Source organism: Rhodoferax sp. SPJ21 (assembly GCF_058216335.1).
The window spans coordinates 41,332-64,913 of sequence record NZ_JBYZMO010000001.1 but is presented as its reverse complement, the minus strand read 5'-3'; the positions used below and the strand labels follow the sequence as shown (position 1 = coordinate 64,913).

The 23,582-nt window shown below is 50.8% G+C and carries 19 protein-coding genes; 6 read left to right on the top strand and 13 right to left on the bottom strand.

Annotation, left to right across the window (positions count from 1 at the left end; translation table 11 throughout):
- Positions 1-123: 123 nt before the first annotated feature.
- Genes AC4BBN_RS00220 through AC4BBN_RS00200 form a run of 5 tightly spaced genes read right to left on the bottom strand, consistent with a single transcriptional unit; the run spans position 124 to position 7,067 of the window.
- Positions 124-1,146 (bottom strand): transposase, encoded by a 1,023-nt coding sequence (locus AC4BBN_RS00220; RefSeq protein WP_490589941.1) that lies wholly within the window; start codon positions 1,144-1,146, stop codon positions 124-126.
- A gap of 48 nt (positions 1,147-1,194) precedes the next feature.
- The gene (locus tag AC4BBN_RS00215) at positions 1,195-2,358 is read right to left on the bottom strand and encodes a TniQ family protein (RefSeq protein ID WP_490589940.1); all 1,164 of its coding nucleotides are present in this window, start codon (positions 2,356-2,358) and stop codon (positions 1,195-1,197) included.
- A gap of 5 nt (positions 2,359-2,363) precedes the next feature.
- Entirely contained in the window at positions 2,364-4,013 is a 1,650-nt protein-coding gene (locus tag AC4BBN_RS00210) for an AAA family ATPase (protein ID WP_490589939.1), read from the bottom strand.
- Positions 4,006-6,216 (bottom strand): TnsB C-terminal domain-containing protein, encoded by a 2,211-nt coding sequence (locus AC4BBN_RS00205; protein ID WP_490589938.1) that lies wholly within the window; start codon positions 6,214-6,216, stop codon positions 4,006-4,008. Before AC4BBN_RS00205 ends, AC4BBN_RS00210 begins: the two co-directional genes overlap by 8 nt.
- A complete protein-coding gene (locus AC4BBN_RS00200) occupies positions 6,216-7,067 on the bottom strand; it encodes a TnsA endonuclease N-terminal domain-containing protein (protein WP_490589937.1) in 852 nt (283 codons plus the stop codon). Before AC4BBN_RS00200 ends, AC4BBN_RS00205 begins: the two co-directional genes overlap by 1 nt.
- Positions 7,068-7,297: 230 nt before the next feature.
- Between AC4BBN_RS00200 and AC4BBN_RS00195 the strand changes: the two genes are divergently transcribed.
- Positions 7,298-7,549, top strand: a complete 252-nt coding sequence (locus tag AC4BBN_RS00195; RefSeq protein ID WP_490589936.1) for a DUF6471 domain-containing protein — start codon at positions 7,298-7,300, stop codon at positions 7,547-7,549.
- Positions 7,550-8,202: 653 nt separating this feature from the next.
- Here the strand turns inward: AC4BBN_RS00195 and AC4BBN_RS00190 are convergent.
- The 8 genes from AC4BBN_RS00190 to AC4BBN_RS00155 all read right to left on the bottom strand — a co-directional run bounded on the left by AC4BBN_RS00190 (position 8,203) and on the right by AC4BBN_RS00155 (position 17,612).
- Positions 8,203-8,499 (bottom strand): hypothetical protein, encoded by a 297-nt coding sequence (locus tag AC4BBN_RS00190; protein WP_490589935.1) that lies wholly within the window; start codon positions 8,497-8,499, stop codon positions 8,203-8,205.
- A gap of 1,356 nt (positions 8,500-9,855) precedes the next feature.
- Positions 9,856-10,188: a helix-turn-helix domain-containing protein gene (locus tag AC4BBN_RS00185; protein ID WP_490589934.1), complete on the bottom strand. Its 333-nt coding sequence runs from the start codon at positions 10,186-10,188 to the stop codon at positions 9,856-9,858.
- A complete protein-coding gene (locus AC4BBN_RS00180; RefSeq protein ID WP_490589933.1) occupies positions 10,169-10,582 on the bottom strand; it encodes a type II toxin-antitoxin system RelE/ParE family toxin in 414 nt (137 codons plus the stop codon). Before AC4BBN_RS00180 ends, AC4BBN_RS00185 begins: the two co-directional genes overlap by 20 nt.
- Before the next feature lie 330 nt (positions 10,583-10,912).
- Positions 10,913-11,878 carry a plasmid replication initiator TrfA gene (gene trfA, locus AC4BBN_RS00175; RefSeq protein WP_490589932.1) on the bottom strand — a complete coding sequence of 322 codons (966 nt, stop codon included), beginning with the start codon at positions 11,876-11,878 and terminating at the stop codon, positions 10,913-10,915.
- A gap of 1,322 nt (positions 11,879-13,200) precedes the next feature.
- On the bottom strand, positions 13,201-14,352 hold the full coding sequence (locus tag AC4BBN_RS00170) for an SAVED domain-containing protein (protein ID WP_490589931.1): 1,152 nt from the start codon (positions 14,350-14,352) through the stop codon (positions 13,201-13,203).
- Positions 14,342-14,821 carry a Mov34/MPN/PAD-1 family protein gene (locus AC4BBN_RS00165; RefSeq protein WP_490589930.1) on the bottom strand — a complete coding sequence of 160 codons (480 nt, stop codon included), beginning with the start codon at positions 14,819-14,821 and terminating at the stop codon, positions 14,342-14,344. Before AC4BBN_RS00165 ends, AC4BBN_RS00170 begins: the two co-directional genes overlap by 11 nt.
- Positions 14,818-16,440 carry a ThiF family adenylyltransferase gene (locus AC4BBN_RS00160; protein ID WP_490589929.1) on the bottom strand — a complete coding sequence of 541 codons (1,623 nt, stop codon included), beginning with the start codon at positions 16,438-16,440 and terminating at the stop codon, positions 14,818-14,820. The genes AC4BBN_RS00165 and AC4BBN_RS00160 overlap by 4 nt, the downstream gene beginning before the upstream one ends.
- A gap of 92 nt (positions 16,441-16,532) precedes the next feature.
- Positions 16,533-17,612, bottom strand: a complete 1,080-nt coding sequence (locus AC4BBN_RS00155; RefSeq protein ID WP_490589928.1) for a nucleotidyltransferase domain-containing protein — start codon at positions 17,610-17,612, stop codon at positions 16,533-16,535.
- A gap of 146 nt (positions 17,613-17,758) precedes the next feature.
- Between AC4BBN_RS00155 and AC4BBN_RS00150 the strand changes: the two genes are divergently transcribed.
- The 5 genes from AC4BBN_RS00150 (at position 17,759) to AC4BBN_RS00130 (ending at position 23,576) form a co-directional block, all read left to right on the top strand.
- Positions 17,759-18,646, top strand: coding sequence for a BrxR family transcriptional regulator (locus AC4BBN_RS00150; RefSeq protein ID WP_490589927.1), 888 nt, complete (start codon positions 17,759-17,761; stop codon positions 18,644-18,646).
- A gap of 232 nt (positions 18,647-18,878) precedes the next feature.
- Positions 18,879-20,693 (top strand): type I restriction-modification system subunit M, encoded by a 1,815-nt coding sequence (locus AC4BBN_RS00145; protein ID WP_490589926.1) that lies wholly within the window; start codon positions 18,879-18,881, stop codon positions 20,691-20,693.
- Positions 20,690-21,979, top strand: a complete 1,290-nt coding sequence (locus AC4BBN_RS00140) for a restriction endonuclease subunit S (RefSeq protein ID WP_490589925.1) — start codon at positions 20,690-20,692, stop codon at positions 21,977-21,979. Before AC4BBN_RS00145 ends, AC4BBN_RS00140 begins: the two co-directional genes overlap by 4 nt.
- Entirely contained in the window at positions 21,976-23,031 is a 1,056-nt protein-coding gene (locus AC4BBN_RS00135; protein WP_490589924.1) for a hypothetical protein, read from the top strand. Before AC4BBN_RS00140 ends, AC4BBN_RS00135 begins: the two co-directional genes overlap by 4 nt.
- Positions 23,019-23,576: a DUF2939 domain-containing protein gene (locus AC4BBN_RS00130; protein WP_490589923.1), complete on the top strand. Its 558-nt coding sequence runs from the start codon at positions 23,019-23,021 to the stop codon at positions 23,574-23,576. Before AC4BBN_RS00135 ends, AC4BBN_RS00130 begins: the two co-directional genes overlap by 13 nt.
- The last annotated feature ends 6 nt before the right edge of the window (positions 23,577-23,582 follow it).

Below are 23,582 nucleotides of genomic sequence, written 5' to 3'. Positions count from 1 at the left end.
TACGAGTTAATTTTGAATTTGTGTGGATTCGAAGTTTAATTAAACCAATGTGCGAGATTTTTGCTATTTTTTCGTATCTTGAATGGAAAACTATAGGTTTTGGCTGTCGCGCGCTTTTTCATATTAAGTGCGCATTGTCATCAGAATTTCCAGCGAAGGCATAAGTGTTTCTCGAGAACTCCAGCTCCGTTCCGCGAACCGTACGTTGTTACCCGTTCCCGATTTCGGAGCCAATCTTTGCCAGCTTGTGCCGAAGTTAATTTTCTGCAAAATTGCGTCAAAGAGGTGACGTTGGTTAAGGCTTTCACGGGCTCTTTTTTGTCCTTTAAGGAGGGTCGGAGCTATCGCAGTCCACTCCAGGTCGGATACGTCCAGCTCACCGTTTTTTCCAATGGGAACTTTGCTGATTTCTGCCAAACTACTTTTTAGGGGTCCGTCATAACTCACATTTCTCAGGACAAAATCCTGAGAGCGTCCTGTCGCCCCCAAAATGGGGTTTTCATCGGCATGGACGGTGAGGACCCGCATCTCCGTTACAAAAAGAACTTCGCCAATTTTGAGACCGTGCATCGTTGCTCTCGCGCTGCCGACGGGCGGGCTCAAGCCAATTTCCCCACGCATGGCGAATTCGTGGACTGAAGATGCAAGTCGGATTGCGGAAGGGAAAAGTGTCATCCATGAAATGCATTGGTTCACTTCATCTCCTGACCGGTACTTCCCGTACCAACTGGAGTCGACAACCACCTCGGTGGGTGTATGGGTGTAGTCCAGGAACCGAATGCGGTCCAGGGCCTGTGGACGGAACATTACGGGCAACAAAAACTTGGTCGGCCTAAAAAGTGCCCTCATAAGCACAAGTGCGGGAACAACCACTTTTACGCCATCAAATCTACATTCGAACACCTGGTGTCGATTTGGTAATTTTTGTGGCGCATGTAGACCCAAAGCTTCCAAGTATTCGTCCGCGTTTACTGCTAAGAGCGCGCTGAAATCAAGCGTACCCTTGTGCTTAACCAACTGCGAACAGTTAGGCACTCCACACGTGCCTAACTCCAGAAGGTTACCAATCTCCAAGTCACCGTCACGACTCGTACCTTCGACTACCAGCTGCCCATTTTTTACCGCTATTCCGAATGCCCATTCCATTTACAACTCCAGTTACTGGAGTTGTGTAGAACCGCATGTTTAGCCTGGTCAGGTAGGCTTCTTGTACAGGCGTTTTCGTCTGCCAAGTTGGCGTTCGGACTGGTCTGATGCCTTAAAAGCTTGAATGAGGGCGTTGGTTTTCGGAAACTTTTCTCGGTGATGCCGAAACTTCTCCGAGATGCCAATCGTTCGCAACAGCGCCTGAACTGTCAGACGAACGCCGTTTCGTGCCGCCTTCTGCAGCTCACGGTGGAGCTGTTTTGCTGCTTTGGTGTCCAGCGCAACACAGTCGCACGACCTTGGACCAGGCCGCGAGTAGCCCCCGGTCACGTTCAGGGTCTGGCTGGTTTCGGCATTCAGGAAGATTTGCATCAGAACGTGCTTCACGGGGGCGAAAGCAATGCTTGAGCTTTCTCGTGACATCAACGATGGCCACGGGCTCACTGCACTTTCCTTTAATTGAGCGCCACAATCTCTCAGGAATTTGTCCCCATAGAACCTCGAAACATCTGCTGTTAACACCCTGCTTGCCACGGCACCTCCTTCAATGCAATATCCCTTCTCCAACGATTTGGTGCGGTAGACGTAATGCCAATCCATTTCTAAAGGCCTAACGGCCTTCAAGGCCGCTATGGATACCTCGGTGACCGCCTGCAAAATGAAGCTGGGCGCGATATCGGAAATCGACTTATGTCCAAAGGGAGTGGGGAAGTGGATAAAGTTCCTACTCAGGTTGCGCTTGAGAGGCATGTCCGTCTCATGCAATCGAATACCGTGTTTGGCACAAATATGGACGGCGGGAAGCAAGTGCGAGCGGTGCCAATAGGTTTCACCGTAAGTTTTGAGGTCCTCCGGGATGCACTGTGGACACACTCTGCGAAAAGGGACCCCGTAGGTGACCGACTTGGTCAGCGAGCTAAGACAATCCGTTTGAACATTCAGTTCCAGCGCTTTCTTACGCAGACGTTCTCGTTCCTCCTTTGGCATGAACGCTACCGAATAGGGAAATACGGTATGCTCATCCAAAATCTGTTCAGGAGACTTTCCTGTTAGTAAGCCGAGCCTATGAAAGCTCGACGGCATCAGGAACGAGTAATAGCTCCGGGGACTTTGAAATATGTTTTCCAGCATGCGCTTTGGCGGAAGCCCTGAATGCATGCAACCGCGGGCGATGACGCTGCCCATAATCTCGTCTGGATAAGGGCTGGGCAAGCGTATCAAAAGTCAAAGAGTTCCTCTAGTTGAGGTGCAAGTCCGAGTTCTTTCATTTCAGTTAATACGTCCGACTTCTTCAGGTGTGCAGCCTGTATCGCACGACGGTAGTCTTTGGGACGGTTGTCAAAGTTAACTACTTCGAACGCTTCGGGCGTATCCTTCTTTTTGCTGGTCTTTTTGGGCGTAGTTAATGCATTCATTGCCATTTTTGCGCCTTCAAGAACAGACAGCAGTTTGCCTTCTTCCAACGTGTTCGCCGCCGCTTGAAGGGATTCCTTCTCGCCAAAGCCCATGGACGTGAGTCCTTTGGTAATGCGGTCGATATAGTTTCCGTCCGTCGATTTAACGGAGTACAGTGGAGACGCTTTGCTCTTGAGCTTCATGTCCATCCCCTTAAGAATTTCCTTCAATCCTATTGGCGCAATATCGTCATAGAGAGAAAGCTTGGCAATGTCGTCATCCCGGAGTGCATCAATCATTGGGTGCATAAGCTTCAGCTCCCGGTTGTATACGTCTACCAGCAGTTCTGCCGTCAGGGTCTCTGACTGGTCAAGCATTGCACGTGCCTGTGCAGACGCAAACAGTTTGATGGCGATGTCGATGACGCCCTGGGAGTAGTAGTACATCACCTGGGCAAAATGTGCATTGAAGGGCACTGGCTTTCGGACCCACTGAAACTTCCAGAGTTCAATTAGAAATCTTGTCCATTCACTGGACTCGCCGTCGGCCTCAACTTCGCGCAGTCGGTCCCATGTGGCGATTCCGTAGCCCGTCGCACGACGAGCCGTCCGAAAGTCTAGCCCCAGAATCTGAGTTGCTTTGTTTGTGCCGATGAACAGAATGGGGCACTTCAGCTCATTTGTGGCCGATACAAGCTCCGTCATTACGGTTTGAGCGCCCTTATGTGAGTTTGAGAGGTTCTGCACTTCATCGCAAATCAACAAACCTACCAAGTGTGTGTTTAGGACTCGTGCTACGTTGCGCATCATTACGTCAGCACCTGGCTTACCACGTACCGCGTACTCTTCGTAGTAGTTGGCACCAGGAATGAGCGAGTCGAGTTGGTGCAGTATTGCGATGGCCAAGCCCCGGATACTAGAACCGTCGCTGGGCATCTCCACGTGCAGGTACGGGATTTGATACAGGTTCAGGTCGTTTTCACCGTGATAGATGACTTTGGGAATGTGTGCGGTAAATCGGTCAACGGTGGTGGTTTTCCCCATTCCGGAAATGCCAATGAGTGAAGTTGACTTCTGTGTCACGATGGACGTGGCCGACTGGCTGAAAGTGATACCCTTTTTCTGGTTGTCGTAAAGACGTTGGTAAATCTGGGCATGGCCCGCTGTACGAGGGGCGCGACCGACATAGCCCGAGCGCATTAAAGAATCCAGGGCGCGAGCAAGCTCTATGTGCCGGGAGAGCGGGACGCAGAAGGTGGATAGGCTTGTGAGCATTTGAAAGCGCTCAAAGGTTTCCCATTCGCGCTGTTCAGGGTCAAATTCTGGGGACAGTTCTAGGGCCTCTGCAAGACTTGCGTCGCTCATGCTCGGTGGAAGTGCTTCAATTAGTGGGTTCCCCTTGTACTGCGGCAGACGCTGTGCCGTGTAGGTTGCCTTTACGCATCCAGGGCTGAGTTGGTGCAAGTTATCCATGGAACATTCTCTTTCGTGCTTCTATTGCTAATTCTTCCAGCGTTGGTGGCTTCTTCGAGTTCGTTGCGGATGTCGCGCTGTTTGCGGGAGGGGTTGTTACTTGATTTGGTTTCTGGTTTGATTTGTCTTCGACACCTTCAGCAACAGACTTTGAAGACGTGGGGGAGTTGGAGGACTTCGCTGCCGAAATGGGAACCACCTGCGCAGAACTTGCAGTCTGAGGGCGTTCCGCCATTGCAGTAGCCTCTGCCCGCTCATTGCGCTCTTCACTCAGTTCGGCTTGGCGGTCGGGTTTAATGTCGGCTTTCCTGGCATTCCGAGATTTCTTGGACTTGACGCTGTTAAGTCGCTTCTTTGCAGCGTCTACGATGGGCTTTGTCTTTGTAATCAGGTCAAATGCTGACGAGTTGTGCGAATGCTCAACCTCAGGCATGACTGCTTTCTTCAGTTTTTCGTAAAACGCGACTTCTGCCAGGGATAATCCCTTGTACCTGATGCTTCTACCTGACAAATCAGCACGAATGGGTTGTCCGTTGGAGACTGAAGTGTGAACATAAATGCAGTTTGCGCTGCGGGTATCGAAAGACACCTTTATTGAGTAGTGCGACTTGCGTGCCTTTACAAACCATCCTTCGGCTACGGCCTCGGGGCAGGTGTAGTAGCAGTCGCGAAACAAAATTCCTTCAGCAGTTACCTTTGCGTTCTCGCGGGGAAGTAGCGCATATCGGACAGTGGATTCTTTGTACTTGGCCAAGGCACCCATGCGTAAGATGACATCTTCGTTCCAGAGTGATATTGGGTCGGTAGTAATTCCTGCCGAAATTTGCTTTAACGTATGTGGGTAGGCTCGGATGGCCTTCCGGTTGTGGGCGATGATGGCGCTCACGATGATGAAGCCAAAATCCTTCAAAGTCAGGCAGGCATCCTTCTCATAGTGCTTGCCGCGTCTCTTTGTTGCGTTCGACGGCGGGTCATACGCGGGAGTAATGTCATGAATGGCACCGTGCGTCAGTTTGAATCCACATTCCACCAAGGGCTTCCAATCAGGTCGTTGTCCAGGTACGTTTGTAACGGTTAGCCCCAGGTCATCAGAAATTTGGGAGCTGGACTTGGAAATCATCTCGCCTCTGTCCGCTAGAAATTCCTTTGGCATGACACCATGCGCAGGCCAGTCCTCCGGGTTGTAAGGAACGCCATAGAGAGAGCACAATTCATTTTTGTCAGCTGCAATGCTCAATATCGATTCCATGGCACAAATCCAACTGGCATTCTCTAGGCCTATATAGAAGCCCACAATGAGGCGTGACCACCTGTCAATAATGAGATAGTAGGTGGGCTTTCCGACTATCTTGGTCACGTCCGCGGTTGAAACCAAATAGACATCACAAATGCTTGCATCGATTTCGTAGATATGCCCGACACCTAAGCAGTCCATTGCGATGGTGCCAACTTTTGCACGGTGGTCGCGCTCGAAATCCTTATCGCCTTCTCGGCTTCGCAGCCGAGATTCAAGGTTGTAGTTGGTATCCAGGAAGTGTCGGAACTGACGCTTTGAAGGGTAATCGCCAATGCCGTTGAGACAAGTTACCCCGTTACCGTCCATGTAGTTGTACTTTGTGGCCAGCATATGGTTGTAGGCATCGATGACGGTTGTACGTTTGTCTTTGAGGTATTTCTTCTTAATTACATCGCGGAAATTTTTGATATCACTGTCTGAGAGCTGGAAGGTATTGCAATTTCCACTTGGCGCGCGTCCGCGGCCGGCTGTTACGTGGGCTTCCGAACGCCCTGAGCGGTGGTAGTTGGCAAGAAGCGCTTGGGGGGTCTGTCCACCTTGCCAGTAGCGACGCAGGTCCTTGTGCAATGTGCGCTCCGAGCAGCCCAGCTGAGCAGCACGCTCATCGATGAGGGCTGAACGACCCTTTGAATCGAATACCTGGGGCCTATTGTGGTCAGCTACTATGGGTGCAATACGAGCCATAGCCGCATCCCGTCTGAGGGCGGCGGCTTTGCTTGGTTCCAGCCGAACTTCGCCCTCAATTTCGATGGCACGGTGCTGTGTCACTACCGCTATAGGCAGTTCAAATGGCCACGCAAATTTGTCATGTATGTCAATTACATAGGCGCAACCTGTCTTAGCGCTGGCATAAAGGAGCCTGAGTTTGCGGCCTTGGTGGTTGAATATTTCGTTCTGAAAAAGCATCATGCACCTCCTACAGCGCGTAGCTGGCCGCGTTGTGCGGTCATGACGAAGGCCGAAAGTGGCTCTGCTGCCAAGTTGGAGGAAGACAGGTCAACCTTCAGGACGCGTTCATGCATGAGCATTTGGGCAATACGCAAGCCAATTCCTTGTTCTAGGCCGTGGCGTTCGTCAAATGCCTTGCAGTAATCTGAAAGTACCGTTGTCTGGTTGAGCGACGGGCCACTCAAGTCCGCTGCCATCCGGGCGGTGAGTCCACTGAAGAACCCCAGGCGGGGCTCAGTTTCACCAGGCTTCAGTAGCGCAGAGCGTATCCAATCAATGTTGTCGGATTTTTGGCGAGGAATTTGCGAATGAAAGATTGCGTGGTGTGGCACACCGGTGAGCTCAAAGTAGGTCCTTTGAATCTCAAGTTTCAAGAGGGACTCTTGGTCGGACGCCTCTTCATCACGTTTGGCATTTAGCGCCATGAGGGACTTATTCCCGGTAATCATCTGTGTGACTAAGAAATCCACGGTCATCACGGTTGCAACGTGTGTGCCCGGGTAGTGGGGATGCCTCAGGCCTAACTGCTGAGCAATCGTCTGGGTCGTTGCTCTGTCTAGCGGGTACTGCTCTCGAATATCGACTACGCTGGGCATCCATTCCAGGACCAAAAAGAGTCGGTATTCGACGTCAGACAGCAACTCGTGGGTGCGGCCTGTCTTGTGGCTGAAAACCCGTCGCGAGCGGCCCAGGCTGCTTACATCGGTGACGCTGAGCCAAGGGATGTAATCTTTTCCCGCTCCATGCCCGTTTCCAGCGGTTTCAAGGCTCTGAATCTTTTTTTCTGTCCACTTAATCGGTCTTGCCATCTGCGGTTCCTTACTTTGAATATCAAGCTACTCATGCCTGACGGCTTGAGCAGTAACTCCAACGTCTAGAAACCTGTTTCAGCGTTAAATCCGTGTATTTCAATTTAGCATCAGTATTGGTATGAATATGTTCCAATAGATGGAAATATGTCTAATACGACATTGTAGCAATTTATGTCATATACGACAGTTAAATATTTTCATCGTTATATATGTGGTATTTTTGACAAATGACTAATTGGGACAGAGAATCTAAACTCCTGCTTAAGGGTGAGCTGGCGAGGCGCGGCATAAGCTACAAGGTGCTCGTAGTAAAGCTTAAGGAACTCGGTGTCACGGAGACTGAGGGCGCCATTGCGAACAAGATTTCGAGAGGCAAGTTCTCCATGACGTTCTTCCTCCAATGCATGAACGCAATTGGTGTGACTGATGTTTCAGTGGCGGTAGTGCAACCAGGGGTATCAAAGTCGAGCCAGGTGTAGTCCAGAGGGAGTACTCAAGGACTCGTGGCATGAGGTACTAGGGTTTTTCCGCGAGCGGCAGTGACACATTGCGGCCAACCCTGAAATCAGTTTGTCCCATGAGGCGACTCTTTAACGGGTCCGTGGCTTTAGGCCGCGACTCAGGTCCCCTACGTTTGTTCGCTGACCTCAAACGTCATGCCAGTCGTCAAATCGCAATCGTGGAATGGTTCCAACGACCTTTCAACGAAGTTGGGTACTGATGCATTAATGATGGCGGGCAGGTTGAAATGGCGGGCTGTTGAGCTTCCATTCATGGATACCGATTGCACCGCCGATGCACCCGAAGGCGCATATGAATTTTTATAGTGAATTTGAATAATTATTGAAAATCAGAATAATTTTCACATTTACAGTTGGCAGCCGCTTGAGGTAGCTTCTGCAGGTTGACTCAGTTTTGGCGCTGTGACTGTTGGCGCCGACGTCGATATGACCACGTATGCCAGCTTGGGATTGACCAGCCGAGTGCGGCGGCAACGCGCGTCCGGAAAGGCGCTTAACAGGCGACAGCTGCTCAATCCGTCTTAAGCAGAACCAGCCCGAAGTGGTCAAATTCTTATGGGCCGTAACAACCTCGGGTTGAATTCAGGCCGAACCCCCATTTACCGAGTCGACTAGCACTCGCTGCCTAGTTCGCTCTTGCTTCCCTCAAGCGGAACCGCTTTTTCGTCCATCAGTGGTTTGGCTACGAGGGTGCGAAAACGCATCAGGTCGACGCCCGAGTCGCTGCCCTCCATCGAAACCTCGATGACCATCCCACCTTTGGGCATGGACCACTGCTCAACCTTCAGTTCGACCTTTGGCGAATGGGCTTTCGTTCGCTCCATTTGGTTTGAGCAGCCCTTTTCCGTTGCAGAGTAGCCCGCAGGAACTGCTGCCTGCAACGCAGCCTTGTCTTCGGTGCAACTCACGGAGTAGGCGCGCCTGAGCTGGCTGACACCAACGAGGCCGACATCGACCTCGGCCTTGCTCTCTGAGTCGCCTATTAACGGACACTTCCAAGCTAAGAGCTCGGCGGGGATTGGCTCCGGCCCGCGGACCTTGTAGGTGGCGTCTGGCTCTTCTCCCGGCACACCCCGTTCTCGACCAAGTAACTTGTAGCCGTTAGGCACTGCCGTCGGCTGGTCGACCTTAAAGTAGCCACTCCAGAATGGTCCATGAAACCTTGGTTCTTTGGACGACCCATGTCTCCTTGATGGATTTCGACTTCTCTTTTTTTCATGGTTTCGGTTGCGCTAGACCGTGGAAGTTTTCCAAGAAAATTAATTTATTCAAGGTTTAGGTAGGTTTGCGGGGCGAAATCTCGCCCCTCCATGAATTCCAAGTCATGCATGTCTGAAAAGACGGCATCGCCGTCTGCTCGAGTCTCCGTTTAAGGTTTGAATTTCTTTCTCAAGACATGAGATGTCGTTTGCGATGTAGTTTTTATTAGAAGAAGGCATCGGAAATGGCGTTTTTGCACGTTTAACCAGTCCATGACTGAAATCGAACGAGTGCAGTGCGCTTGCGCGAATAAGAGTAAAGAGACGGAGTGCCGCAAAGCCAAGCCTGGCGTGGGTTTGCGGAGGGTCGCTGCATTGCAATAAACATCGGCTGCCTCGAAAACGACATGAAATTGGCCGTGGCGGAAGACGGTTTCACTTCAAAACCGCGTCAGATGGTCGGTTTGCATCGCAAGTGACATGGATTGCATTGCAATCGACATGGGATTGCTGTTCGCGCAGTCAGGCAATGTAGTTGAACAAGGGACGGGCGCTTGCGCTTATGAGGGCAACAGTCCGTAGCTGCACCGGAAGGTTGTGCAAACATCGTAGCGAAATTTTAGAAAATACTTTTATAAATCAACAAGTTTTTCTGGACACGCCATTTAGTAATGGAAGTTTTGGGCCTAGATTTAAGCAGTGAGTCATGACCCGAAATGTTGCTCGGATACCCGAAACTGGTTCGCTCAGCCATTCCGCACGTAATCCTGGACGCCCATAAGCGTGCGAAGTCAACGGGAAACTTCGACCCGATGTTCAGCCTCAACCACGCGTGCGCAAAAATCAGGGCCAGCGTGGCTGTAATGGCTCGCAAAACCTGGACTATGCAAAGTCCACGACCAAGCTACAAGACACGCTCGACATATTCATCGCGGTGCACAACGAATACCAGTTTTGCTAACCCGTTGGCTTTGTTTTGAAGCACGAATGGCTTGTTGACCCGTATCCAAAAAACGCCGCATCCAATCGAATGCGGCGTCAGAATCAAACAGCTATATGCCGGTGTCAAACCAAGAGTGCTTCGACCCCTTTTGCCTCGACCATTTGCAGTAGCTTCGCGGAGGTGCCGCTAGGGTGCTTGTTAGCGGTGGGAGACTCCCATTTCTGCACTGTTGACACGCTCACGTTAAGCATTGTTGCGAAAACCGCTTGGCTTGCTTTAACGATAGTCGTGCGGATTTTTACAATGCGGTCTGCGGTATAGGTTGGTGGTACTTCGCAAAGCGCACGAATCCGAGCCATGTCCGTCTTAGACATTACTCCGTAGGTGCTCAGGTCCGCAGCCGTGTCCAGGAGTTCCTGGAGCATGCGTGCGTCTTCACGGTTTCTTTTTGGCATTCCAAATCTCCTTTAAACTGCCAGATACTGTCATTTCATCGATTTTCGTCATTCGTTGACTTTGCAATCTTGCTCCGAGAATCTTTACTGATTCCACGGCGGCATCGAGAAAGTCGGCGCCAGGTGAGTTCTTTTCTCGGCCGAGCAAAAAGAAAATCGCCGTGGCATGTTGTTTTGCCACGAGAGTTCGAGTTCCACCGCTTTTCCCCATACCCTCAATTGCGATTCGCTTCTTACAGACCCCGCCTCCAAGGTCTGCTTCGTAAAGGCCTTGCTCAATCTCCCGCGCAGCCATGCAAAGCACCTTAACACTCAGCAATTTCTTTGCCCATCGGTCAAGGGTTTTTGTCTTAAAAACTCGTTTTTGATGCCTCGTTGCCTCATGGTATAGCACTCAGTGCTACAGTTTCGTTTTTCAGTAGTCATTTCGCGATTTGACCTGCTTGATGTAGCCAACACCTCAAAACAGGTCGGTTGTCGGCAAAAGGTGCAAAACCTTCCGGTGCAGCTAAAAACGGTTTTGGGCCTTGCGGAACCAAGTCTGACCCAGGAATGCGCAGGCACCTTTAATAGTGCGATTCACATGGGGCAGTCGCAAACGGTATGAAACTGGTCACGGTGTACGGCTCATAGTTGCGTCAGAGGGCCAGCTTGCATTGCAAATGCAAATGCAATGGTCGGCACCATACGGATGGTTGTAGCCTTCCGCCGGTCTAAGTCAAGATTAATGCGCTGATTTTTTCATCCAGCGAACCTCGCCGCGTCTTAGCGACCATCCTGATTCAATTATCTCGTTGCTTACGAGCTCCTTCATTGCAATGCGTAAGGAGTTGGTGAACGCGCGCTCGCCTGAGTCCGAACCGCAGAGTTCTCGTAACCTGGGAATTTTTGTAGGGATGAGCCGGGTCTGACTTTCGATGTATGCATACAGCCATGTCGCTAGGCCTTCCGAAAGGCTCAATCTCAGTTCCATCGATAGCCAAACCTGAGGCGACACTCTGAACAATTCTACGATGTGTCGATGCAGAGCTACAGTCCAGCCTCCCGACTTCGGATACTCAAAACCCAGGCATAGCTGAACGCTGTACTTGTCTGTAATCACTAGCGCCTTTTGTAGCCTTTGAATGTGCGTGCGAAGCTGCTTGCGGCTGTTGCCATCGTAGCGCCCAAAGAGCGCTTTGCAAACCTCGTCGGGTTGCAGGATGACTTGGGTGCCCACCTGAACGTCGCGAAGCATGTGCAGTATCGTCAGAAACACCAGTGCATCCGATTGACGTAGTTCCGGGCCACTGTAGCGAATGAGCGGCTTACCCTGACTCAAAGCCAGGGCGAATTCCACATTTCGCTCTCGCTCGACTGAACGATTGGTAGCCCTGAACAGAGGGGACTGGAAGAACGCCCGAGGGCTTATGAACTGCGACGGACTATGCTGGGGAACATATTCCGCGTCAAGTAGCTGTTCGAGTTCGTTCGCTTCGAGCGTGCAAGTGCGTATTTCGTTGTATATCTCCTGCTTTTCAGGAGTTTGCTTCATGCCCCGGACTTCCTTGAACGCATCTGCTACGCGCTCATTAAGCCTTCGTTTTGACACCAGAACATCTTGTCGAGTCAGGCGCTTTTCGCTGGAGGCAGGCTCGTCAATCGTGACCCTCGGTAAGACCTCTACGAAGGAGAGGATGTGTTCCGGCATACGGCTGGCCGGCTGCGACTTAGGCAATACGGTCGGCAGAGGTTGGGATGGGCAAAGGGACTCCATGTGTCTCAAGCCAAGTACGCGCTGTTTGGTTTCGGCGCGGCCGACCCAAAGCAGGGGACGGTCTGGTCGGAAAAAGTAGGTTGACTGGGCCACGTATGCCCCGGAGGTTTGTAAGCGGATGCCGCTACAAATGTCTGCTCCCTGATGTCGTTCGTAACAAAGTACTGGCACACTTGGTTAAAAAATGCATCCTTGCCGGGCTGCGTACTTACCGAGTTTGGAACGCCCTCAAAAACGGTTCTGCCGAAATCGCGTTTCCTGTCGAGTGGGTGTTCGCTGAAGGGAATAGACATCATCCTTTCTGAAGATAATTGGGATAATTTCTGTTTCATAATTTTGATTAGTGAAACAGGTATATGTCCCGTTGTTTAGATTATTTTTATATTCAGTTGGAGCCAGATTGATAGGTAGCCGTTAACTTTCGATTGAGTTGCCACGCCTTTTGTCTGCTCACGGTCTCACATATCTTTGAATGACCTCGACAACATCCAAGAGGCTGCAGCCATTCACAATGCCTAGACGGCTGCTGCAATCATCTGGCCGATTCAATTGAGTTCTCAGCGCTCGCCTAGTTGTCGACGCAAGTTGCCAGCCTAACGGAATCGGCACGGAGTCGATGCCAATTTGAAATTCGATGTAGTCGGATAGAACATGGTTGTCCTGCATCGTTGTCACGACGCTCTTCAGCGCCTCTGCTGCGAGAGCCCCCCTAGCTGTGCGCGTATTAACCATAGTCCGTGCCGGGGAAAGTAATTCCCCCAGACCACTCGCCTCAGGCTCTTGTGCCTCCACCGATGCGGGACGCTTCTCTGTTGCGGCAAGCATGCTCGGAGAGTTTCCAATTCGAAGGACCACCGGTCGGATAGGAATCCCATACTGCTCTGCCGTTAGCATTGCGACATCTACTGCCTCAGCCAGAGTCGCTGCGCCGGAGTTCTCGAAGTAGCCGTCGTCGACAAATCGCAGTTTTTTACCTTAGACAACCAAAGATGCGGCCGGCGTCACGATTGGGAACCTGGCACTTGTGACAGCCATTGTGCTGATGCGGAAGTCGATGGACGGCACAAACTCGTAGAAGGTCGCGAGTCTATGTAACCGTTCCTCAAGTGGGTAGATATCTTCCTCTCTTCTCTTCGTTAATGTCACTGCCCAAGTCTTCTGCAGCTTATCTTCACTGGTGGCGCACAAGATTCCTAATTAACGAGGAATCCGTTCTAGTAGCTCCGTACAAAAGGCTGGGCTATCAATCGAAATCGTTAAGTCGAAACCAGATTCAGTGTTTTACTCCACACTTCCTTCTGATACTCCCATACGGTTACGCGATTAAAAATTTTGGGAAGAATGAGCCGGCCAAGTTCTACGCTGGTCGACAAAGAGGTTACCGGGAGCAAATCAATCTCTCGAACCCCAGCCCGGTGGAGGCTTGTTAAAAAGTCGTTGAACCTACGTCGGAATCCCTCCAGTTGTTTCTGGCTCCCAACCAGTTCTCTTTTCGGGGCTAGCGCTGAAAATCGAAGTATCGGCGCGAGGCCCGAGAGGATATCGATGTTGCTTGCCATACCGCTAATGTCAACTGTCACAAAAACTCGCGAGGGAAGTACCGCCGGCACTTCAAAACCGAACCAGTCGTCAGAGGGACTATTTGACGAATAGTCTGTCCTCCAAAGCCATTTGTTGGAAGGTAAGTCCAGCACCATTGCTTGACGTTTGTCCCCAATAAGTGCCCCCAGCTTCATGGCCATCGGAATTGGTGCAAATGCAGCGATGGTGATGTGTGTCGCAGCTTCACTCCCAACCAGTTTCGGTTCTAGGACCCGGGTATACCAGCGTACGAGTGCTTTTTCCGCAGCATCCCAAAACGAAGGGTCATCGTCTCTGACATCGAGGTCAGCTCGGTTCAAAATTACACCATCCTGGAGCGGGTGAACTTTGTAATCTGAATTTTTCAACACAGCCGCATGAATTTGCCGTGGGTCGATGCTCGGAACATGCTGTGCAACTGGCATGACCATCAGCACGGGAAGACTCAATGTGCTTATTTCGGCCCCGTAAATGGCGTTGACGCGTACCTCATGCTCACGCTTCCACCGCAGCAATAGTGCTTCAGGATAGTCTTCAATTTCACGGACACGGTCGATGCGCGCATGGCATTCAAAACAGGCAAGCATGAGGTTCGCCTCGTCTCTTGCAAGTTCCTTCGAACGAGTTTCATCCCCACGTGGTCCGACGGGACTATCGGACACGATGTGTGCCAACTCACCAACATTGGCTTTCCGACCTGTAAGGAAGTCAATGCCTACCGATTTACAGCAACCGCTGAATTCGCACCTGCCGGCTGCGGCTATCCATAGCCGGTTGCGTACATCGGCCGGGATAGTGGTTCTTTTATGTTCAGATTTAAGCTTCATATTGAGTAGTGAGTTTTTTGAATTCAAGGTTTCGATTGCCCATCCAGACGCCGATTTCTTCGGTACCTACGATGATGAAGAAAAGTTGTTCCCCCTCGAAAGAATCCTTGCCGATAGCGTTTTTCCAATCGGTCATGTCGGTCCCGCTGGGGCTTGGGAAACTCTCCGGATGGGTGTGCCATAGGCCGAGATAGGCAACTTTTCCGCAGGATTCCTGCCATCGAGCCATCGCAGCATCACTGTGTCGCGATGACCGAAAGAAACTAAACCGGCTGCGGTGGTCATGCTTCTGAGGAACAGTGACTTCGTCGACTACGATATCTTTCGAGTCGCATAGATGGCGGCCTAAGAGTGCTCCGCCAGCCTCAGGGGTTTTATTGGAAAACTGCTGATAGATTTTTAACTTGGCGACAGTAGCTTGAGTCAATATGACTCGTTTCCCGAAACCAAATTCCAAGAGAAGGTTCATGACGAACCCACACATTTAGGACATTGGTGGCCGAATACACTTTTAGATGCCGCAATTGAGTTGACCGAACTAGCTCTCTTGAACCATGCCGAGGTCTCCGCGGAAGCTGTTAAAGCCAGCTCGTCATTACCAACCCAAAAGTCATAGCTAGCCGCAGTGTTTCCATTCAACTGTCGGATGACCGCTTCACTTGCCAATAGTGCGGTACGTCGCGAGTGCATGGCAGAATACGGAATAAACGTTCCGAGACAGCCAGAGATAGACCTACTCACTTTCTGTCCCGGAGCAAGGAAGGAGACGTAAGGATGTAGAGCTGGGTTCCCTTCATCATCCCGGTATATGCATTCAATACAACCGTGTCCTATAGACGGCAGCGAAATTGCGTGTCCGCCCAATCCAAACGCTTCAAGCCACGTGACTGTTACTCCACAATTCAGACCTAGGTCACGAATTTGACTTGCCAACTTACGGTCACTGGCTGGTGCGCCAATTGCAATCACCGCCACGTCAACGGTCTTTGCTGAATCCTTGACGAGCCAATGATGTGCTGGCGCTGTCGAGGTTTCAACTGTCAAGCCTGGATACTTTTTAAGTAGCTCAGCTTTCAGCGCTGTAACCTTTTTCTCACCTATGGCATTTTTCCCCAACGCGTGACGAAATACATTCTCAACAGTCATTTCGTCGATATCGACCAACGTAAGCGTTCCAACCCCGCAGGAGGCCAGCGTATCCGCTACCTCTGACCCAATCGAGCCGCACCCTAGTACAGCGACATGTGCCTTCGCGAGGCTTAGCGAGGCGCCGCCGCGTTCACGCATGTAATTTGGGATATGTCGATGTATCGCAATTGGTTTGATTGCGGTAGTTTCACTAATTTCACCGTTATGTAAGGTGAACGCGATGCCAAATAGTGAGCTTCCACCGGAAGGGCGGGGCATCGATATCAAGACCGGGCAAAACCGTTTCGGACCTTTCCATCTCTTCTCCAGGGTGTCGAACCAGAGTTGTTGGTCCTCCGAGCTCAGCGTTTTGACTACCCGTTGGATAAAGTGTTTGTCGAGGGCTGATTCGGGCGAGGGTGGTGCAACAACTGTATCTAGCTTCAAATAGAGCGTAGAGCAACTGGCAAGTTTGGATGTACGAAACTCCGTTGGCTGGGGTTCACCGCGTTCTGTGAAGTATCGACAGGCTAGCTGGCCTTTGCCAAGGTTCTCAACTTGTCCATACAAAGCTCTGGACTTGCCCTCAATTTCAACTGCAGACCGGGCTGTCTGTACGTGGGGCAAGCCATTCCAGTACCCTTCAAACTCATCGAAGAGACCCGCCATTCCACTGGCGGTTTCAAGTTCGGCGGCTTCCAAAACTTTGAACGCATCGCAGGCCACATTAGCAATAACGCTGCCGGGGCGGTCGTCTGCAATGGACAGACCTTGTCCATCATCTATGCAGACAAGTCGGTCGTGCGACACATGCGCAAGTAGCTTGACCGGACTTATCAGTCTGACCTGGGGTAGCCTGCCAAATACGCTGGGTACATGCTCGACTTCAATTTTCCAGTTAGTAGTGACTCCTGCTAAGTCGAAACCAACCCATCCGTTTGACGCCTCAACGTTTGACACGGTCACCGCCTGCAATCCCCGAGCCGCGAGTATTGCTTCCATTATTTCGATGACCTCGGGTATCGATACTTCTGTTGGCGAGACCGTCGAACTCATGCCGATGTGCCCGTACTTATGTAGGGTGCCCGGACGGCCTTCGCGGTTTCGTCAGTAGTTGGTACCAGAAAGTCATCGCCAAACTGCTTTTTCATACGTTTGCACGCATCTTCGGGAAGGACGTCTGCAGCTGCCGCTGTGAGTTCATCTCGTAAAGATGTCAGCCGCTCTTTAAAGGCTGCCATTTGCAAATTGGACATGCGATTCATTAGGTCAGTGTTAGGCACGACCGGAAGCTTGACCGTTAGCCTGTCTGCGAACTGATTCTCGTGAAAGCAGGTACAGAAATTATTCAGCATTGATGTTGTCAATGACTTCAATGCATTTAGGTCAGAGTACTTTCCTGACAATTCTTGGGATGCTTGAAACCAATGGTATGCAGCAACAGTTATTGCAATGCTTAACGGTGCCCCGCCATTTGAAAATTTATTGCATTTCCAGCGCTTGAGGTACCTCACGCAACGGCGAAATTGGGCTGCATCATCTCCGCTCAATTTATTGTTAATAAGCTTCGTCAGTTCTTTGGGGGCGGAAATATCCCAGACACGTTTATCAGGGGTAGAACTTTCTTTACCCATCGCGATATCTAAATGGTCGTCGCTTCTTTTTACGTAAATGGCGAGGTCTATGTGGTAATCAGGGACACCATTGCGTAAATAGGTCACTGTTACACAAGGCCTGCGAATATCTACGGTCCTGTTGAGACGTGTAAGTGCATCTCTAACCTTTTTCTTGAGGCTGACGGGGTCGACGTACTTATCCTTTTTACAGTCAAAAATCAACCCAACATCGATATCAAAGTTCCCATTCAGAGGAACAACACCGGTATTCATCGAGTAGCTGCCTTGATGGAATTCAGAAAACGAGGGCACGTCACTGGGGAGGTTTTCGCGCAACTCCTTCAGAAGCATGTCTCGCTTTTCCCGAAGTTTTGCGTTTTCATCATTTTCGTCAAGCTTAATTCTTGAGTGAAAGGAGTCAAAGTGGTTTTGTATGGTTGGCACAGGCGGTTCGTCCTTAGAAAAAATCCAATCGAAGAATGCAACCGCCGCTAAAAATTTGAGTAAGACATGCACTTTTTGAGTCCGTTCAGGTGGGTAGCGGTAGGGTTGCAGGAGGTGGGCAGCGTTCACGCAAGTTCAGGTGGATTGCTTGAGCGTATTGTTAGTATACGTATAAAAATTAGATGCGTATAGTTTTTGTATTTTGGCATAATGTTGCTATGCCACGCACTACAGAAATTGACGATGTCACGACAAAAGCTAGCCCACGCTGGGGGCGCGATAGAAGGCTCGAGTTCATTGACTTTCGCCTTAGGTGGGATGGCCGCCTGAATCGAAGCGACTTAACTGCGTTTTTTGGCATTTCAGTGCCCCAGGCTTCGCTGGATATCGCTAAGTACCTGGAGTTGGCACCTAAAAATATGGCGTATGACAGAGGGGCAAGGGTCTACCTACCGACCCAAGAATTCACCGCTCTGTTCAGTTCGAGCAGTCCTTCAAGGTTCCTAAACGAAATTTTGGCTGCTGAAAGTGGGGTGATTGAGCAAGGCTCGAGTTTGGTTGGCTGGAAGCCGCCGATGGCGCTGGTTCCGACTCCGGGGCGGACTTTGAGCGCGGAAACTCTTGCAATGCTTTTGAGGGCCATTCGCGATAAATCTGGTGTAGAGGTCAAGTACCAGTCAATGTCCCGCCCCGAGCCAAGCATTAGAAAACTCACGCCACATGCCTTTGCCCACGATGGGTTTCGATGGCACGTCCGCGCTTATTGCCATACGCGTGGGCAATTTCTTGATTTTGTAATTGCTCGTATTCTGGAAATATCCCCAACTGAGGGCGCTGGACCTGGTGTGGATAGTGATGTGGTTTGGCAGACCCAGGTCGAACTCGTACTTGGCCCGCATCCTGAGTTACCCGAGCCTCACCAACGCGTAATTGAACTTGATTACGGGATGGAGAATGGAGAAGTCCGATTGGTTTGCAGAAAAGCGCTTCTCTTCTATCTACTTAAGCATCTTGGGTTGAACTCTCCTCAAGAGATGGCCGCAGAAGCTCAGCAAATTTTCTTAAAAAATCGCGATGAAGTCCACGCGCATTTGAATAATCGCTAAAAATAGATGAGCAGCATTAAAAACCCGATTTCTGGGGTGAGGTGTATAGGTCTGGAAGATAAAAATATCTGCTACACCTGTCACCAGGGAAGGCGAAGCCAATGCGAGAACTAATTCCTGCGATTACGCCAAGAGGCTTTATGGCTGTACTGCTCTGGCTCTAGAAACTCCTGTTTTTAGTGCAGACTGCAAATAGACCCGAACCACATATTAGAAGTAACTCAGAAACTTTATGGCTCAGAATTTTTCAGAAATTGCTAACTTCCTTTGGTCCGTAGCGGACCTGCTCCGAGGCGATTACCGGCCAGCCGACTACGGCAAAGTCATCCTTCCTTTCGCACTATTGCGACGCCTTGACTGTGTCTTGGACAGCACAAAGGACGATGTTCTGGCAGAACATGCGAAACGCAAGGAAAGTGGCGTCAACCTTGACCCATTCCTTAAGCGCAAGAGCAAACAGGCCTTTTACAACACCAGCACCTTCACGTTGCCTGGCCTACTCGCGGACCAGAAGCATGTTCGGCAGAACCTTGTGGCCTATCTGGGGGAGTTTTCAGAGGACGCGCGAGACGTGTTCGAACGTTTTAAGTTCACAGAGCGAGTCACCGAGTTGGAGGACAAAAACCTCCTGTTTCAGTTGGTTCAGAAATTCTCAAATATTGACCTGCACCCGGATGTAGTCTCCAACGAGATGATGGGCATGGTATTTGAAGAGCTCATTCGGAAGTTCGCTGAAAGCTCGAATGAGACGGCTGGTGACCACTTCACACCGCGGGAAGTTATTCAGCTCATCGTTCAATGCCTGTTCGCAGGCGACGACGAAGCTCTGTCAAAGCCCGGAGTTGTGCGGTCCATGTATGACCCTACGGCCGGAACTGGGGGCATCTTGTCCATGGGCGAGGCCGTTGCCAAGTCTATCAACTCATCCGCAGTGATTCGTTTGTTTGGACAGGAGTTGAACGATGAGTCCTACGCCATCTGCAAGGCAGACATGCTTATCAAGGGGCAAGACCCCAAGAACATCGTGCGCGGTAACACCTTGTCAGCAGATGGCTTTCCATCAGACAAGTTTGACTATGGTGCGGCCAATCCCCCTTTCGGCGTGGATTGGAAGAAAGTACTCGACCAAGTCAAGTCTGAGCATGAAAAGAAAGGTTTTGCGGGGCGTTTCGGCCCTGGACTGCCACGTATTAGCGATGGCTCTTTGCTGTTCCTGATGCACCTTATCTCCAAGATGCGTCCGGCTGCCGAAGGTGGTGGCCGAATCGGCATAGTCCTGAACGGCTCACCACTGTTTACCGGTGATGCAGGTTCTGGCGAGTCCGAAATTCGTCGCTGGATTCTGGAAAACGATATGTTGGAGGCAATCATTGCTTTGCCAAATGACCTGTTCTACAACACTGGGATTGCCACCTATATCTGGATACTAGATAACAATAAAAAGGGTGACCGCAAAGGTAAGGTCCAGCTGATTGATGCAACACGCATGCACACCAAGATGAAGAAAAGTCTCGGAAATAAGCGCGTAATGATTTCAGATGAGCAGGTTGCGGAAATTGTGAGCGTCTATTCGAGTAAGGCTAAGGATGTATCTTTTAGTCTTGAGTACAAAGAACTTCTGAAGCGTGGGAATCGAGATACTCTCGAACCAGAGATTTCTCGAATTGTTTCCAAAATTTTCGATAACAAATTTTTTGGATACCGTAAAGTCACAGTTGACCGTCCATTGGCAGATGGAAAGGTTGGAAAATTCAAAAAGGGCGAGAGACCCTATGACAAGGACTTGCGCGACACCGAGAGCGTGCCCCTAACAGGGGACCTTGATGCCTATATGAAGCAGGAAGTTCTGCCCCATGTGCCGGATGCTTGGGTCAACAAAGATATCAAGGACGAGAAGGACGGGCAGCCCGGCAAGGTCGGGTACGAAATCAACTTCAATCGATACTTTTACGTTTACACGCCACCGCGTAAACCCAACGTGATTGCTGATGAAATTCTTGAGATGGAAAAACGCTTCGTTGAGTTGATGAAGGGGGTGGTTGCGTGAGTAACCTTCAAGCAGATGTCCGTCGTTTGAAATATGCTGTAACTGGCTGCTTTGGCGGAGTTTGGGGCGACGAGCCCAATGGCATAGACGACTTGACCGTTGTTCGCGTAGCTGACTTTAACCGTGAAAAGGCCTCAGTCGAACTAGGTGACAGCCCTACGATACGCGCAATTCCGCATAGCGCTAGAAACCGCCGTGTCCTCTCAAAGGGCGACCTCTTGCTTGAAAAGTCAGGTGGCGGGGAATTGCAGCCTGTTGGAAATGTGGTCCTGTTTGATTCTGATGTAAACGCTGTTTGCTCTAATTTCGTTGCGCGGATGCCAGTTTCGCCTGATTGCGACCCGCGCTATACATGCTACGTCTTTCGGTCTCTGTATTCGGAAGCACGGAACATTAACCATATCAAGCAAACATCGGGAATTCAAAACCTGGACTCGGAAAGCTATTTGAATGAGGTGGCTTGGTTGCCCTCGCGGGATGTGCAGTTCAGCATTGCCAACTTCCTTGATGACAAGACAGCGGGCATTGATGCCTTGATTGCAGAAAAGGAGCGACTTCTAGAGCGAATCGATGAAGCCAAGCAAGGCGCTATCGATACTGGTGTACTCGGTGGTGCTGAACCGACTGAGCAATACCCATTTACTCCTCTGGCCCACCTAACGGACGGTGTCAACTGGATGCGCGTCACCCTGAAGCAGAAGTGGCAAGTTACGGATTGCAAACACCTAACCGTTGAGTTCATCGACGACGGAATACCGCTTGCAAGTATTCGCGAAGTGTCGGGCAATCGGTTAGACCTGTCCAATGCGAAGATGGCAAGTAAAGAAGACTATGTGAACTTGACTGACGGGGGGCGTTCACCAAAGAAGGGTGATTTGATATATGCACGAAACGCGTCAGTTGGCGCAGTCGCGTTAGTGAACGTCGATTGTCCATTCGCCATGGGACAGGACGTTTGCTTAATTACATCCGAGGACCAAGAGCAAGCGTTTTTGAGACTTCAAATGCTGGCAAGTCCGCTTAAAGCTCAATTGGAAGCAACGTTGCAAGGTGCAACGATTCGCCGCATAAATGTTGAGCAAATTCGCAACTTTGTCCTATTGCTGCCACCCCTGGATACACAACGAAACATTGTAAAAAAATTGGACTTGCAACTGCACAGGTATGACGCTCTGCAAGAACACGTTGAAGTGCATATAGCTCGCCTCCGTGAGTACCGCGCTTCCTTGATTACAGCGGCGGTAACTGGGCAACTGGATGTTGGTTCATTTGAGGCGCCAGTATGAGCTTCCTCTCCAAGTTCGTATCAGCGCTGACCGGGGGCGTCCAAGCGCCAAATACAGTAAAGGCCGTACCGGCAAGGAATGCAGCAAGCCAGAGGCCGAAGTTCCGCGTACGTGATGACTATTTGGAAGCGGACGATTACGAATTTTTTGGCGCTGCCCATCTGTCTCCAAGTAAGCAATGGGTGGTCGCCTGCGACGACTCTGACGGCGGAGGCCGCGGCGGCAATCGAGAACGTGGAAACGGACGCGTGTTGCTGGTTGAGTTGCCACAGGGTTCAGCGGTGTGCGAGGTCAACAGCATCGCCAGGCCATTTGACATAGCGGTTTCAAATAATGGCACTTTCTCGGTCAACGACCCCGGATTCGGCAATGAGCTGGCGGCCGATGCCGTTGTCTTTGATGTGCAAGGCACAGAGCTGTACCGTCGCCATTACTCTGCGAACATCTTTTCCATATCCATCTCGCCTTGTGGTCGCTTCATGGCTGTGCAAACCTGTAATGCGCCAAAGTCACCGGATGGAAATCTGCTGGAAGTCCACGACATCCTGAGCAAAGCGACTTTGTTTTCAAAGACGCCTGATACGCCATGGAGCAAGAAGTTCGGCTTTGACGTAGACGGTGATGCGCTTAAGCAAGTCTGGGTGTACGTGGATGGTCTTGGGAGATTCGCATATTCCCCATCTGGGGAGTTCATCGGTGCGAAGAAGTACCAGACAGCATGCCTTGATAAGGGGGACTACGCATCAAGACTGTTTGCAGTTGAAAAGCTGCTCAGGACATCTGCTGATGCCGAGAGCGCGGAAAGGGCTCTGGCCGTTCTTGAGGCCGTAATGCCTATGGTGCCACATACTGAGTCGTCATGGCAGGCTAAAGCATATCGTTTGAAGGGTGAGTCGCTGGAGGCCCTGAGGCGACCGATAGAAGCCATTTCAGTCTATGAGTCCGCTATCGCCATAGACCCAAAGATTGGTGTCAAAAAGCGGCTCGAGTCGCTGCACAAGCGAATTGCCAAATCAAGTACAAGTCACAAAAGGGAATCATGTCCAAACTAGTCAAAATTGTTTCGGCGGGGTGCACGGCAGTCGTAGTCAGCGTGGCTGCATATTGGTACTGGTCCCCGTATCTTGCTGTCAAACAGATGCATGCTGCAGCGCAATCTAAGGATGCGGATGCATTTAATGACCACGTGGACTACCCAAGTTTGCGCGAGAGCTTTAAAGGACAGTTTTCAGCAATGCTTGCTTCAAAAGTTGGGCAGTCAACTGATACCGATAAAGGCTTTGCTGCCATGGGCGCGGCACTTGGCTTGGCTATGGCCAACCAAATTATTGATGCGATGGTTCGTCCAGAAACCATGATGCGCCTGATGGAAGAAGGCAAGATGGCTCCAAAGATGCCAGCCTCCTCATCGAGCGAGGCATCTTCTCAAAAAAAGCCGGAGTGGGCATTTGAGCGCAAAAGCGTAGATAAGCTGATTGCGTACCCCAAAAATCAGGGGGTACCGCAGGCAGTCGGGGAGAAGCAAGCAGGGTTCGTTTTTCAACGAAGCGGATTTGCAAATTGGAAGCTAACTGAGGTCCGGTTACCTAACCTGTGATACCTG

Excerpts from the sequence above, each read along its gene's own strand:
- AC4BBN_RS00220 (WP_490589941.1), bottom strand. The coding sequence starts at position 1,146 with ATGGAATGGGCATTCGGAATAGCGGTAAAAAATGGGCAGCTGGTAGTC.
- AC4BBN_RS00210 (WP_490589939.1), bottom strand. The coding sequence starts at position 4,013 with ATGGATAACTTGCACCAACTCAGCCCTGGATGCGTAAAGGCAACCTAC.
- AC4BBN_RS00205 (WP_490589938.1), bottom strand. The coding sequence starts at position 6,216 with ATGCTTTTTCAGAACGAAATATTCAACCACCAAGGCCGCAAACTCAGG.
- AC4BBN_RS00200 (WP_490589937.1), bottom strand. The coding sequence starts at position 7,067 with ATGGCAAGACCGATTAAGTGGACAGAAAAAAAGATTCAGAGCCTTGAA.
- AC4BBN_RS00195 (WP_490589936.1), top strand. The coding sequence starts at position 7,298 with ATGACTAATTGGGACAGAGAATCTAAACTCCTGCTTAAGGGTGAGCTG.
- AC4BBN_RS00185 (WP_490589934.1), bottom strand. The coding sequence starts at position 10,188 with ATGCCAAAAAGAAACCGTGAAGACGCACGCATGCTCCAGGAACTCCTG.
- trfA (WP_490589932.1), bottom strand. The coding sequence starts at position 11,878 with ATGCCGGAACACATCCTCTCCTTCGTAGAGGTCTTACCGAGGGTCACG.
- AC4BBN_RS00170 (WP_490589931.1), bottom strand. The coding sequence starts at position 14,352 with ATGAAGCTTAAATCTGAACATAAAAGAACCACTATCCCGGCCGATGTA.
- AC4BBN_RS00165 (WP_490589930.1), bottom strand. The coding sequence starts at position 14,821 with ATGAACCTTCTCTTGGAATTTGGTTTCGGGAAACGAGTCATATTGACT.
- AC4BBN_RS00150 (WP_490589927.1), top strand. The coding sequence starts at position 17,759 with ATGCCACGCACTACAGAAATTGACGATGTCACGACAAAAGCTAGCCCA.
- AC4BBN_RS00145 (WP_490589926.1), top strand. The coding sequence starts at position 18,879 with ATGGCTCAGAATTTTTCAGAAATTGCTAACTTCCTTTGGTCCGTAGCG.
- AC4BBN_RS00135 (WP_490589924.1), top strand. The coding sequence starts at position 21,976 with ATGAGCTTCCTCTCCAAGTTCGTATCAGCGCTGACCGGGGGCGTCCAA.
- AC4BBN_RS00130 (WP_490589923.1), top strand. The coding sequence starts at position 23,019 with ATGTCCAAACTAGTCAAAATTGTTTCGGCGGGGTGCACGGCAGTCGTA.